Genomic DNA, 14,364 nt, shown 5'->3' on the forward strand with positions numbered 1-14,364 from the left:
CGAAATCCTAAATACTAAATCCTAAACGCTAAATACTAAATCCTAAACGCTAAATCCTAAACGCTAAATCCTAAACGCTAAATCCTAAAATCGAAATACTAAAGGCTAAATCCGAAATCAAAAATCCGAAATCCGAAATCTTGTTATCAATTCCCCAGTTCCAATTGGTTCTTTACCAGGTTATAATACTCTCCTTTAAGTGCCGTAAGCTGCGCATGCGTACCCTGCTCCACAATGCGGCCTTTGTGCAAAAAAATGATGTTATCGGCATGGCTCACCGTGCTTAAGCGGTGCGCTACTATCACTACGGTACGTCCTTTAAAAAACGCCTTCATGTTATCCATTATCACGCGCTCGTTATTGGCATCGAGTGCGTTGGTGGCTTCATCAAAAAACAGGTAATGCGGGTTTTTATAAACGGCCCGCGCAATCAGCAGCCGCTGCCTTTGCCCCTGGCTTATACCGTTGCCCTCTGCCCCTATTTTAGTTTTTAAACCCAGCGGCAGGCTGCTTATCAAATCTTGTATGTTGGCTACCTTTATGGCATGCTGTAGTTTTGTGGCATCGGGGTAATCATCGCCCACGGCTATATTGCGTTCTATCGAATCTGAAAATATAAAGCCATCCTGCATCACCACGCCGCACTGGCTTCGCCATATTTTAAAACCGATATGGTTTAGCAATTGCCCGCCAACGTTCAGTTCGCCTTTTTGAGGCAGGTAAAACCTCAGCAGCAGTTTGATGATGGTGGTTTTACCGCTGCCGCTCATACCCACAATAGCGGTGGTTTTACCCTGCGGGATAACCAGGTTGATATCCTGAAGTACCGGCTCGTTGCCTGCGCCGGGGTAACTGAACGATACATCGTTTAAACTTAGCGTGCGGTCTTCCGGCAGGGCATGATTGAATTCTTTTTCAACAGGTTCTTCATCACCCATCTGGTGTATCTCGTTCAACCGCTCCAGGCTTATCTTCGCATCCTGAAAGCCCTGTATAAAACCTAAAAATTGCTGTATAGGGCTATTCAACTGGCCAATAATATATTGCACGGCCATCATGGCACCCAAAGTAAACTGCCCATCTATAACCGCCTTTGCGCTTAAAAAGGTAATGAGCAGGTTGGTAGATTCGTTGATAAAGGTAGAGCCCCCCTGCTGGTACTGGTTCAAAGCCAGGTTTTTTACATTGAACTTAAACAGCCTGGCCTGCAAATGCTCCCATTCCCAGCGTTTTTGCTGCTCGCTGTTGTTGAGCTTAATTTCCTGCATGCCGTTTACCAGCTGTACTATACTGCTTTGGTTTTTGGAGGCTATCTCGAAGCTTTTGTAATTGAGTTGCCGCCTGCGTTTTAAAAAGGCCAGTATCCAGCCGATATACAGGGTACTGCTAATGAGGTAAACAAAAAATATCAGCGGGTTATAATAAGCCAACACTACCGAAAATACCACGAGGTTAAACAGCGAAAACAGGGTACTTAAGGTAGAGCCTGTTAAAAAGCTTTCTATTCGGCGCTGATCATTCATACGCTGCATAATATCGCCCGTCATTTTGGTATCGAAGAAGCTGATGGGCAGTTTCATGAGTTTGATCAAAAAATCGGTAAGGATAGAGATATTGATACGGGTGCTGATATGCAGCAGTATCCAGCTGCGGATAAACTCCACGCTTACCCTGCCGATAATGAGCATAGCCTGCGCGATAATAACGATGTAGATAAAATTAAGGTTGCGGGTATTGATGCCGATATCAACCACCGACTGCGTTAAAAACGGGGCGGCTAATTGCAGCAGCGTACCTATACCCAGCCCAAACAATAATTGTATAACCAATTGGCGGTAGGCTATTAAATACCGGAGCAGGAAACCCCATTTAACTTCGGTGCCTTGTTCGTCGCCCTCCTGGTAAAAATGTGGCGTGGGGCTTAACAGCAAGGCAATGCCCTCGCTTTTTTCGGTATCTGATAGCCAGTTGTTTGCAAATTCGGGTTCGGTAAGTTTAATCAGGCCCGCAGCCGGGTCGGCAATAAAGTAATGCCCGTTTTTAATTTTGTACAGCACCACAAAATGGTTCTGCCGCCAATGCAAAATACAAGGCAGCTCTGCCTCCTTTAATTCGGAAAGATTCAGCTTTGCGCCAAGCGACCTAAAACCAACCTTCTCCGCCGCATCGCTGATGCCTAAAAGCGATACCCCCTCGCGGTTGATCTCACAAAGTTGCCTTAGTGTTTGCAGTTTGATATTGCGCCCAAAATGCTTAGCCACCATGCGCAGGCAGGTAGGGCCGCAGTCCATTTGATCGGGTTGTTTGTAGTGAGGGAAACGCATATTGGCTTGCTTAGCGTGTGTAAAACTGCCCGATTTAGTTATTTATATTTCATATCCATTTACCAGGCATTTCGGAGCTTGTCAGATCTCAGCGTTTAAAACCCGGGAAAGTTCAATCGTGTCGTCTTTAATATAATCCGATTTATAGATAATTTTTCCCTCCTTATTTAGTAAAATCAGTGTCGGAAACACATTAATTCCATACAGCCTGCTTATATTCATGTCCTTGTCAAAAAAATGGCTCCAGTTCAACTTCTCGCGGCTTATTGCGTTTGTCAAATTTGTCTCATTAATATCCCGGCTTATGCCAATAACGGCGAATTTCTCCGGTGAATATTTATCTCTTATTGACTTTAGAAATGGAATTTCTTTCATACACGGAATACACCAGGTAGCCCAGAAATTCAGCAGTACATATTTGCCCTTCAAATCGTTTAAGCTGATGGTCTTTCCTTCAATAGATTGAACAGTAAATAGTGGTGCCTGTTCTTTTAATTTCATGGGGGTTATCACTTTTTCAAAGGCTTGTGCCATAGCCTTGCCTTCGAAGCTTTGACGGAACTTTTGCGGAAACACCGTTTTAAAATAATGAAATTTCATTTTTAAATCAGCTGTATCCGGTTTATAAACACCTATGTTATTGGCAATTTGGTGCTGGAAATACCAAAACGAAAAATACGAACCGGCGTGTTTTTTCAAAAAACCCATCGTTCGATTTTGAAGCGATTTTACCTTTTGTTGATATACTTTCTTAAGAGAGTCGCTACTATTAAACTGCGTTTTATACTTTTGATAAAAAAGATAGTTAGCCATATTATCCCGTTTATTGTAAATATTCATCTCCCTATACACTTTGTTTGTGTTGATGTTATATACATCCTGTGCGTTCACCATCCGCTTATGACGCAGCAACTGATCGGCATTTGGCTCGTAAGTGAGCTCTATTATAGCAGGCTTCTCGCCGAGAAAAAAAGTATTATAGTACCAAATTCCCGACTTATCGACATACGAAATATTGAGACTGAGATAAATAGCATTAAACTTTCCTTTAAAAACCACCTTTCCGGTTTGGGCACTGTCAATCAACATCACCACTTTTTGCCCGTCATCATAGCGGTAGTCCATTTTCTGTGGTACTAAACTGGTATCCAGCTTAATTGTAACCTCAAAATTTTTCTGGGCCAATGCAGGCTGATTTAAGAACACCCAGCAGGAAATTAAGAAGAAGAATTTAAAAATGTTTTTTTTCATAATAGACGGTAAGTAATTGAATAATGGATCTGAACGGAGCTACCAGAGCCCTTCAGGCATGTTTACTAAAATAAACTGTTGATAATACGGCTTTTAACCCTTTAAAATGTAGTAAGAGCCTATTTAATTTATTAAGATAAAGCTAGTCAATCCGACGACTATTTATAACACTAATCCCAAGGAAATCGTGTTCAAACCGTAGTTCGTATGCTGCTTTATCTATTTAAATTAAATAGACTCTGAATCAAAACGTTTTTGATAGGGCGCTAAGCCCTATCGCAAACGTCATTTCGACACCGCGCAGGTATCGCTGGTACTTACTCCACCTATTAAGTCACAAGTACATAATTGGCCGGTACAGCTGCCGTTTTGCGTACGGTCCCCGCCTGGCGTACTAATAACCTTTGAGCATGAGCCTGAACATTTTGTACCGCCTTCCAAAACGCCACCAAACACATTTTTCATTTGTGAACGGGAGAGCAATTCGCCACCCATACCGATTTTTTTTAACATAGGAAAAAAATTAAGAATGATTGTTTTTTGCCGCCTATTTTATCGCCCGGCTGCATGCAGGGCTACTTTCGCACTGTTTTAGACAGAAAGAAAATATTTTAGATCAGCTACGGTGTATTTATCAGGCAATTCACGACCATTGATGAAAAAGGTTGGTGTGGACGTGATGTCAGTTTGGTCACACCAGTCACGCATGGCGTTTATTTTACTTACCTGCCTTTCAACCGCTCCGTTCAGTGGGTATTTTACGGCAAATTTCTCATAATTTTTTTCCTCGGGGAGGTACCAGTCGTCTAAAGCGTGCCTGATCATCAGCTCGTTACCACTTTCTGCAATAGCGAGCAAATGTTTCGCCGGGATAGCGCCAGTATCATAACCATGTCCGTAAGAATTAAAGATGATCTGAAGTTTGACATCAGAATTATTGTCAAGCAAATCTTCTATTAACGGATGTGCTTTTGAACACGGGCCGCAATAAGGTGCACAAACTTTTATCAAGGTATTTTTCGCATCGGGGTTTCCGATGGTAATTCCAAGACCCGCTGTACTAACAGATAAGTATTTTTGCTTTGATAATAATGCTTCAAATATCTCAGGATTATGCTTTAACCTTTGCAATTGGGTGTTCAGACGGTTAGCTTCCTTCGCTTTTTTTAAAGCTGGCAAGAAAAAATTGATTGTAAAAAAAGAGATTGCAAATGAGACCATTGCTTTGATTATCCAATCCAAGCTCAGGTTCGATGAGTGGAACATTCCATACCATCCACCCGCTATCGCTGTTATCAACTGCAATCCCAGGATGGCCTGTATGGACAAACACAACAAACACCATTGCTTGGCTATACGCCATTGATAATATACCGAGAAAACAATGTAAACAGAAGCAAACCCGCTTATCCAGGCACATACTGATTCCGTAACCGAATTGGTAATACCGCCGAAAAACAATAGTAAAAACATCCCGGCGAAATAACTAAAACCAAGGACACTCCAGCTTATGCCCATGACATGAGATGCTTTGGATTTCAGTATGGCGCTACAGTTTGTTTTTTTTCCTGAACTACAAATTTGTTGAAGAAACGGGTTATGTTGATCAACCTCATACCAAAGCAGAAGACTACTGACCGCAATTCCCGCTACTACCAATATCGTGAATAGAAAAGGGAACATGGCGCCGATGCCGTCTGTCATAAACGCTAATACGCCGGTTAGGATTGCTAGAGCCGGAATGAAACTAAGTGTGAGAAATTGAAACAGCTGTTTTCGTCTTTCCCTCGTTCTGATTTGCGCATAACCCCGCTCACCGGAGCGTGGACCTGCTTCAGCCAACAGTACAATCCCTACACATCTTTCCAAAAACTTTTCCTTTTGGCTAACGCACCATTGGCTTTTTTCTGGATCAAAAAATGTCACCTGTGTTAGGTCAAAGGATTTAACTACTGAAAAAAAGGAATCTCGATGTTTAACACCCTTCAGTTGTGCAATGTATGGGCATGGTATATCGGCAAATTTGTCAAGCTCGATTTTAACACCTTCGTTTTCAATTCCATAAGTTGTAAAAACATCGCTGATGCTGAGCAAGCTCGGGAAATCGGGATGCTCTTCAATCTCTTTCTTTAGTGTCGTGGCCGAAATTTTAACGTCCAGCAGTTTTGAAATGAGAAGTGCTGCTTCAAAAGGATTACTTTTTGGTTCAAAAAGACGCTTTAAAATAGATTGCATAAAGTTTAGGAGTATTATTAAGACTTATCCTGAATTGCTTAAATAGATGCTTATCGGTCAGCCGACATTAGAGATAATGTATCAACACAGGCATCAACATAACAGCATCCGTTACAGAGTGAGCCAGAAAAGTGCAAAGCCCGTTTAATATTGCGGAATTACAAGATTGTTTTTCGAAGAAAGACATGATATTTTGACAGGTTTAATGTTAGATAAAACTATTACATTCAACGCAATATTCCAAATAAATTTTCAATAAAATTAAAAACCAAGTAGAAATACGGGGCTCAAACGAAAGCAACAGCCCTATTTAACAGGTTTAGGCCCATAATTTACCCATTGGTTAATTACATCATCGAAAATTAACACGCATTGACTTGTCATATCAGAACGAATTGCGCCCATAATGCTTAGCCCCCATGCGCAGGCAGGTTGGGCCGCAGTCCATTTGATCTGGTTGCTTGTAGCAAGGGAAAGACGTAGTTATTGTTAAGCGTGTGGTATTCAATTTAAAACTGGCATCAGCACCCTGGTAATTGAATTGCTTATTCTTTCGGTATTAATTTCTCCATTTCTTTAGACAGTTCGTAGCGGTGTAAATTTTTCGCAATCATATTTTCGTTCTTGTCAATCAAACAATTAGCGGGTATGCCTGTAATTTTATAAAGCTTATAATTATCTGTTTTTGCCATAACCACGCCCCGGTCCTGCGCTCCCCCTATCTCAGATGCGGTCTTTAAAAGCTTTACGGATATTGGCGTTCTTGCTCTCCTCAACAAGTGCATCAACGTCTGCCGCATTAGCGTTTTGAGGATCTTTATAGTAATTCATCGCAAAAAAATATAAAAAATATTCCCTGATAAAAGGATTGGGGTAATTCTTTATATCGCTGTAAAGACGATCATAGTCCTTTCTGCTCGTTAAATGATTGAACTTTACATTTACCAGTCTTTTAAAGTACCCCCTGAACACATTTTCCATTGCAAATGAAAGACTGGTATCGGCAGGGTTAAATTTTGTATTTGTAAAAGCGCTGTCTATCAAACTGCCGAACTTAGCCAACTGGGGATGTTTATTTTCCTGAAACTCCTGCTCGTAGTAATACAAATCAAACAAAAAATCTATTCTTCGTTTCCTGCTCAAGTAATCGATCAATGGTTTAGCGCATCCTTTCTTTGTAAACAGGGGTTGAAGAAAATCATCATTCATCTGATAGAACTTAACAAGGTCGTCGTAAAAGTGCTGAACGTTTTGATCATACTTAACATTTTTTGAGTCAGGCTTGTGTTTTGAAAGTGTACGGTTAAACATATAATTTGAAAACATATAGTTACTACTGTTCTTTCCATAAGCAATAAGACTATCTTGGTCTGAGTTCCAATCCGGTCCCACCATTTTGTAGGTCAATTGCACACTATCTCCGGGGGTAATGTAAATTGGCCTGTAATTAAGATACACCATTTCCGGTTTGTCAGATCGGTATTTCAACAGGTAATGATGATCATCTATTTTTGAAACATTGAAAAAAGCAGACCTGGGCAAGTTATAACCTCTCTTTAATAGTATGCGTAACTCGTCGTCAGAGGGCCTCTCCAAATTGTAACTGCGGGGCTGTTCAAAAAAGTTGAGCTGTTCAACATTGATATCTGTGATGTTCTTCAAAGTGATAGCAATGCTCGATGTTTTCTGTGCGTGTCCGATATAAAAAGAGCATGTTAGGCACAACATCAAAAAAAAATTCTTCATAATTTTAAAGGTTAAATTATTTATAAAACCAGCAACCCGGAGTTAAGCCCGGGTTGCTTAGGTTGATTAACACCAGAACGAACCGGTAGCGGGATTACTGCAAAAGTTATGACACCCTGAAGGGTTTGATGTTTGATTACAGTTCCCTGTTCCGGTGGAACCATCAGCGGACTGATGGGCGATTGTGCCACCGTAAGCTGTACATCCGCCGTTTGCACATGGGTTACCATTGTCTCCTCCGGGGCCAGCTAATACCCCACCTAAAACGTTCTTCATCTCAGCACGGCTGAGTTTGTTAAAATTTGACATAAATAGAAACTTAATTAATTGTTACTTTTGCCGTAACCACGCCCCGGCAATTTTGGCGGTATGTATGTAAAGTGCATACTCCTTTACTTTCGCGAGAAGTTTCTTTATTGCTGTGCCAATAGGTATTTAATATCTTTTAACTGGTACTCTTTTGGTAAACGGTATCCGTTTATCAACAAGGTGGGCGTGGCTTTTACTTCTGCCATATCGCACCACTCTTTTTGCTTTTCTATTTTATAGTATTTGGTGGCATCAAGGTTTACCGGGTACCCTTTAGCCCAATCATCGTAATTCTTTCGCTTTTGGCCATACCATTCGTGCAGAGCCCGTTTAACAGTGCCCTTGTCTGGCAATTCGTTTAAAGCCATCATGTGGCGCGCTACAGGAGTTCTAATATCGTTTTCATCATTGTTGGCCGTAAACACAATCCTTACTTGTATATCTAAATTATTGTCCAGCCAATTGTTTAGTACTTCATGAGTATCTACACAAGGCTGGCAAAAGGGGTTGGTTACCATGGTAATGATGTTGCCGGCTTCTACATTGCCTAATACGATGCTCCAGTCTTCATCCGGCAAAGCAAACTTAGGCTGGTCTGTTAATAGCCTGTTAAATAATTCAGCACTATACTTAAAGGCTTGTAGCTGCGCTCTTAACGGATTTACCTGCTGTGCTCTTAACAAAACAGGCCTGGCCAGTAACCATACAACAACCGGCAATGCAAAACATATAAACAGGTTAATAATGCTGTTCATATCCATTACCGCAAAAGGCTGCTTTAAAAAGGCTGCCAAGGGTAAATTCCAGCCAAAGCAACGCCTGCACCGCACAGCATAAAACACACCATTGTTTGGCAATACGCGCCTGGTAATAAATCGAATAAAAGGTGTACGGCAAGCTTACTATATTGAGGATGGCGAGGGTTTGTAAAAGGGCTACACTGCCACCGCCGAATAAAAGCGCCAGCCAACTGCCCGCGAAATAGAAGAAACCTACTTCGCTCCAACTGAGCCCTTTAAATACTTTGGCCGCGTCAGAAGAAATAATGGCGTTACAATTTGTTTTGCTACTGCCGCCGCAAAGCACTTGCACCAGTGGGTTGTTTTTATCAATACTTTGCACCAGTAGCAGTATGGCAACTGTTAACCCGCCGGTTTTAAAAAGCGAAGCAAGCAGCAATTGCCAGCTGTGATGATATAAAGGCGCAGCATATGCGCTCACCGCGGTCAGCAGTATTAACGCTAGTAAAGTAAGCGCGAGCACGGCAGGGGCATTCTCTTTTATATGATCAACAAGACTAGGTTGCCGGCTTTTCACGGCGCTTACGTCATCCGGCACCAGTACAACGCCGCCAAAAAGCGTTTTAAACTCGGGGAGTTTAATGTGCTGCGCTCTGCTATGCTGGTGACTAACAGTTACGGTTTTATCATCCATGGCCGTTACCAGCATAAACTCTGCTCCACCGCTACGGGTATGGGCAATAAACGGGCAAGGCACATCTGCTAATTCATCCGGGGAAATGCGGTAGGCACCTGCTTCAATGTCGAAATTATTTAATACATCGTTTAAGGCTAAAAGCGAGTTATACTCGGGGTGGATACTTAGTTCATCAATAACATCAGCAATTTTAACAGGAGACCCCAAAATTTTTAAAAGACCTATTAATACAGCTTCGGGGTTTGAATACTTTTTAAAAAAAGGCATATTTAACAATAGGTTTAAGCCGAGTTTAAGTTATTGCATTAAAAGCAATATTCCAAATAAACTTTCAATAAAATTAAAAATCGAGTAGAAATACGGGGTTTACACGGAAAAAACAGCCTTATAAAACAGCCTTTGGTTAATGTTTTACACATTGGTTAATTATGCCTTCACAAATTAACATGTACTGATTTGTAATAAAAGAACCAATTGCGCCCAAAATGCTTCGCCACCGTGCGCAGGCAGGTTGGGCCGCAGTCCATTTGGTCGGGTTGGGCGTAATGAGATGATGTCAGCTTAATTATATTTTACAATAACTACAGCACTTAAAATCCTCAACGCTTTAACGAATCAAAGTAGGCGAATAGACGTTTTAGCCCAGTATCAGCCACACCACGGTAAATGACTTTTCCGGAAGGATCAATAAGCACGGAAGTAGGGAAGGCATTAACCTTATATCTGTCAACAATCCCACCCCGTGCATCTTTATCATCCATTAAGTGTATCCAGTTCATGTTATTAGTCTCGATCAATTTCTTCAGCTTAATTTTATCAGCATCGCGATCATAAGCGATGCTGACAAACTGTATACTGTTTTTGTATTTGTCATTAGCAGCTCTTAATTCTGGTATAAGATTTATACAGGGCACACACCACGACCCCCAAAAATCAATTAAGACATATTTACCCTTGAGCCTCTTGAGCGAGAACGGACCGTTGGTAATCAAATCCTTAGCGATTATATTTGGGGCCAGGGTACCCACATCCGCCCCTTTATAGGCGCTTTTGCCCGCAGGCGTTAATTGCAGTTGATTGTTTTCGAAGGATAGTATGGTGTATAAATTACCATCAAATTCTAACGTATCGGTATTTTTGTAATAATAATTATTGTTGTTCCTCGCATCGTAAGGAAGCTTTTGGATATTGACGGAATACGCTCCCCGGGGGCGCAATTCGTTATAGTCTTTAATGGTAAAAAGGTACTTCTTTTCATTAATAACTACGATGGCTTGTCTATTATAAAAAACCTCGTTTAAACCCACATCCAAATTCTTTTCAGATACAGACTTGTAAAAATCATCAGCAAATGCCGTCTCGAATGCTTTTAACTGCAATGGCACGTTTGCTTGCATAACTTGTTGCCCGTTGTAATAACTTATAGTGGCGTAAACAATCGGAGCCAGATTTACCTGATTAGAATCTTCAAAAATGTATTCCTTATCATCGCTAAGGTCGTGGTTGTTATTTGCATCGATTGTAACATGTTTCCTACCGTTACTATCTAGCCCTGTAACTAAATAAATGAAGTTGCCCGGAATAGACTGTTTGGATAGAAAAGTGGTATCGTAGTTATTCTCTGTTGCATACCGTTTAAAGAAAGTTACTCCACCGGCTGAATTGAGTGCGGTTTCATATCGCGCCTGTAATGAATAATAGGTAAACTTACGTAGAGACCAAAATGGATAATGTTTATAGGGAATATTGGCAATAACCGAACTATCATTTGAAACCCATACCGCATGTTCCGAAGTGGAAAAAGTAGTGTCTGTTTTCAACCGGACAGAAATTATCTGCGCTTTAATAGTCTTATCTAACGTAAAACACATTGCCAACACAGTTAACACAACTATTTTTATCTTCTTCATTCGCGCTTAAATTAGCCAGCTTCCTGTTATTGATATAATTGAAATACATATAATTCCCGGCATTTACGCCCTTTGCAAACACGCTATCTATTTGCACGTCCATAGTTTTCCAAAAAAACAAAGGCATGTTGATTTGATTCGCGTGAGTATTAATGGCCAATTAGCTATTTCCATTTAACAGGCATTTCGGAGCTTGTCAGATCTCTGCGTTTAAAACCCGGGAAAGTTCAATCGTGTCGTCTTTAATATAATCCGAACGATATATAATTTTTCCCTCCTTATTTAGTAAAATCAGTGTCGGAAACACATTAATTCCATACAGCCTGCTTATATTCATGTCCTTGTCAAAAAAATGGCTCCAGTTCAACTTCTCGCGGCTTATGGCGTTTGTCAAATTTGTCTCTTTAATATCCCGGCTTATGCCAATAACGGCGAATTTCTCCGGTGAATATTTATCTCTTAATGATTTTAGAAATGGAATTTCTTTCATACACGGAATACACCAGGTAGCCCAAAAATTCAGCAGTACATATTTGCCCTTCAAATCGTTTAAACTGATGGTCTTTCCTTCGATAGATTGAACAGTAAATAGTGGTGCCTGTTCTTTTAATTTTATGGGGGTTATCACACTTTCAAAGGCTTGTGCCATAGCCTTGCCTTCGAAGCTTTGGCGGAACTTTTGGGGAAACACCGTTTTGAAGTAATGAAATTTCATTATTAAATCAGCCGTGTCCGGTTTATAAACACTTATGTTATTGGCAATTTGGTGCTGGAAATACCAAAACGAAAAATACGAGCCGGCGTGTATTTTCAAAAAACCCATCGTCCGCATTTGAAGCGATCTTACCTTTTGTTGATATACTTTCTTAAGGGAGTCGCTACTATTAAACTGCGTTTTATACTTTTGATAAAAACGATAATTAGCCATATTATCCCTTTTATTGTAAATATTCATCTCCCTATACACTTTGTTTGTGTTGGTGTTATATACATCCTGTGCGTTCACCATCTGCTTATGACGGAGCAACTGATCGGCATTTGGCTCGTAGGTAAGCTCTATTATAGCAGGCTTCTCGCCGAGAAAAAAAGTATTATAGTACCAAATTCCCGACTTATCGACATACGAAATATTGAGGCTGAGATAAATAGCATTAAACTGTCCTTTAAAAACCACCTTTCCGATTTGGGCACTATCAATCAACATCACCACTTTTTGCCCGTCATCATAGCGGTAGTCCATTTTCTGTGGCACTAAACCGGTATCCAGCTTAATTGTAACCTCAAAATTTTTCTGGGCCAATGCAGGCTGATTTAAAAACACAGAGCAGGAAATTAAGAAGAAGAATTTAAAAATGTTTTTTTTCATAATAGACGGTAGATAATTCAATGAATGTGAATAGGAATACCAGGGTTTTTCATCTTTTTCATTTTAGCGATCAGTGCAGGAGAGTAATATTTATGATGCGAGCTTGGGGGCTTAACATTACAGGCGAGAAAAAAAGAAGAAAATAATGGATGAGCATATTTTCATAGGTACATTGATTTATAAAAGTGTGCGGACGAATACGGCTTAAGGGTTTGAATACTCAAAAAAGGCATACTTTACTGACAGGCTTAAGTGAAGCTTAAATTATTGCATTAAACGCAATATTCCAAATATGCTTTCAATAAAATTAATAATCGGGTATAAATACGGATAGAGCAGCTGTAAAAGGAAAACTATCATCTCCTAAAGCCCCGGCAGCCGATGGCCACCTTACCTCAACCGATAAACCCCTAAAAACTACCGACGAGCAGCCGATATTGCGCTTAGTTACTGATTATGAGACTTTAACGATCACAATCAACCGCCTATCTATACAATCCGGTCGGCGGTCTATTTGGTTTTTGAGGGCTGTTTTTTTGTTGTTGTTTTGGATATTGAAACAAACGAGCATAATTATCCAACACACAAAAAATTAAAAATATCATGAAAAAAGCAATCAAATTATCAGCCCTTTTATTGTTAGTAAGCACCAGCATTTTTGCAGCAACCGGCAAAGTAAAAGCCACACAGGATGTGGTAACGGTACAATCGGCAGCCAAGCCAATGGTGGTGGCCATCAATATCCAGAAAGAAAGCGCGGGCAAATCGTATGTAACGTTTTTCGATGCAGACAGCAACGAATTGATGACCGATTACCTGACAGGTAAAGAATCGGCAGCAAAAAATTATGACCTATCTGAGTTGCCGTTTGGCACGTACACCATGGCGGTAACATCAAACAACCAGGTGGTAAAAAAACAGCTCACCGTTTTTGAAGAGTATGGCGTAAAAACATTCATGCTTTTACAATAACAGCAAACATCCCTAAAAGCAACAAGGCCCCGGTTTAACCAGGGCCTCGTTTTTTATTTATATGGCTTCAAACTTGTAGCCTACCCCTTTTACGGTGGCTACCACATCGTCGCCCAGCTTTTCGCGCAGCTTGCGAATGTGTACATCAATGGTACGGTTGGTTACCACAACCGAGTCTTCCCAAATGTTCTTGAGGATTACCTCGCGGGTATAAACCTTGCCGGGCTTAGATGCCAGCAGGTAAAGTAGTTCGAACTCTTTTTTGGCCAACACCACCTTTACGCCTTCTTTATACACCAGGTAGGCTTCGCGGTCAATCACCAGGTTGCCAATTTCCAGCTTATTATCGGTCACCTCTTCGGGCGGTGCGTTGCGGCGCAGTATGGCGTTTATGCGGCTTACCAAAGCGCGCGGTTTAATGGGCTTGGCAATGTAATCGTCGGCGCCAACGTTAAAGCCGGCAATTTCAGAGTACTCCTCGCTGCGGGCCGTCAGGAAAACCATAAAGGTGTTCTTGAACTCGGGCATGGTGCGCATGATGCGGCAGGCTTCTATACCATCCATCTTGGGCATCATAATATCCAGTACGATCAAATCGGGGAGTGTTTTCTTGGCTTCGGCAACTGCCTCCTGCCCGTTACGGGCCGAAAACACCTGGTAACCTTCTTTTTTTAGGTTGTATTCTATCAACTCTAAAATATCGGGTTCGTCGTCAACAATCAGAATTTTTTGCTTTCCTGTAGTAGTGCTCATGCAGGTTAATTTTTTTGCATAAATGTATAACCTTAATACCAGTTTATGGTTAATTACATAT

The 14,364-nt window shown here is 40.9% G+C and carries 12 protein-coding genes; 1 reads left to right on the top strand and 11 read right to left on the bottom strand.

Annotated elements, in window-relative coordinates; genetic code table 11:
• Positions 1-146: 146 nt before the first annotated feature.
• From E2R66_RS12840 to E2R66_RS12885, 10 genes are all read right to left on the bottom strand, one after another.
• The gene (locus E2R66_RS12840; protein ID WP_133231205.1) at positions 147-2,324 is read right to left on the bottom strand and encodes a peptidase domain-containing ABC transporter; all 2,178 of its coding nucleotides are present in this window, start codon (positions 2,322-2,324) and stop codon (positions 147-149) included.
• An 81-nt stretch (positions 2,325-2,405) separates the two neighbouring features.
• The gene (locus E2R66_RS12845) at positions 2,406-3,575 is read right to left on the bottom strand and encodes a TlpA family protein disulfide reductase (RefSeq protein WP_133231203.1); all 1,170 of its coding nucleotides are present in this window, start codon (positions 3,573-3,575) and stop codon (positions 2,406-2,408) included.
• A gap of 591 nt (positions 3,576-4,166) precedes the next feature.
• Positions 4,167-5,810, bottom strand: a complete 1,644-nt coding sequence (locus tag E2R66_RS12850) for a vitamin K epoxide reductase family protein (protein ID WP_133231201.1) — start codon at positions 5,808-5,810, stop codon at positions 4,167-4,169.
• 545 nt (positions 5,811-6,355) lie between these two features.
• Positions 6,356-6,502 (bottom strand): hypothetical protein, encoded by a 147-nt coding sequence (locus E2R66_RS28350; RefSeq protein WP_158288406.1) that lies wholly within the window; start codon positions 6,500-6,502, stop codon positions 6,356-6,358.
• 31 nt (positions 6,503-6,533) lie between these two features.
• Positions 6,534-7,556: a hypothetical protein gene (locus tag E2R66_RS12860; protein ID WP_133231199.1), complete on the bottom strand. Its 1,023-nt coding sequence runs from the start codon at positions 7,554-7,556 to the stop codon at positions 6,534-6,536.
• A gap of 413 nt (positions 7,557-7,969) precedes the next feature.
• Entirely contained in the window at positions 7,970-8,620 is a 651-nt protein-coding gene (locus tag E2R66_RS12865; RefSeq protein ID WP_133231197.1) for a DsbA family protein, read from the bottom strand.
• Positions 8,604-9,569, bottom strand: a complete 966-nt coding sequence (locus tag E2R66_RS12870; protein ID WP_133231195.1) for a vitamin K epoxide reductase family protein — start codon at positions 9,567-9,569, stop codon at positions 8,604-8,606. Before E2R66_RS12870 ends, E2R66_RS12865 begins: the two co-directional genes overlap by 17 nt.
• Positions 9,570-9,736: 167 nt before the next feature.
• Positions 9,737-9,871, bottom strand: coding sequence for a cysteine peptidase family C39 domain-containing protein (locus E2R66_RS29280; protein ID WP_394347188.1), 135 nt, complete (start codon positions 9,869-9,871; stop codon positions 9,737-9,739).
• 30 nt (positions 9,872-9,901) lie between these two features.
• Complete coding sequence (locus E2R66_RS12880) at positions 9,902-11,212, bottom strand: TlpA family protein disulfide reductase (RefSeq protein ID WP_133231193.1); 1,311 nt, start codon at positions 11,210-11,212, stop codon at positions 9,902-9,904.
• A gap of 196 nt (positions 11,213-11,408) precedes the next feature.
• Positions 11,409-12,578 (bottom strand): TlpA family protein disulfide reductase, encoded by a 1,170-nt coding sequence (locus E2R66_RS12885; protein WP_133231191.1) that lies wholly within the window; start codon positions 12,576-12,578, stop codon positions 11,409-11,411.
• 603 nt (positions 12,579-13,181) lie between these two features.
• Between E2R66_RS12885 and E2R66_RS12890 the strand changes: the two genes are divergently transcribed.
• Positions 13,182-13,550 (top strand): hypothetical protein, encoded by a 369-nt coding sequence (locus E2R66_RS12890; protein WP_133231189.1) that lies wholly within the window; start codon positions 13,182-13,184, stop codon positions 13,548-13,550.
• A 57-nt stretch (positions 13,551-13,607) separates the two neighbouring features.
• Here the strand turns inward: E2R66_RS12890 and E2R66_RS12895 are convergent, their stop codons facing one another.
• Positions 13,608-14,303 carry a response regulator transcription factor gene (locus tag E2R66_RS12895; RefSeq protein ID WP_133231187.1) on the bottom strand — a complete coding sequence of 232 codons (696 nt, stop codon included), beginning with the start codon at positions 14,301-14,303 and terminating at the stop codon, positions 13,608-13,610.
• Positions 14,304-14,364: the final 61 nt, after the last annotated feature.

The organism is Mucilaginibacter psychrotolerans (assembly GCF_004519315.1).
Classification (GTDB): domain Bacteria; phylum Bacteroidota; class Bacteroidia; order Sphingobacteriales; family Sphingobacteriaceae; genus Mucilaginibacter; species Mucilaginibacter psychrotolerans.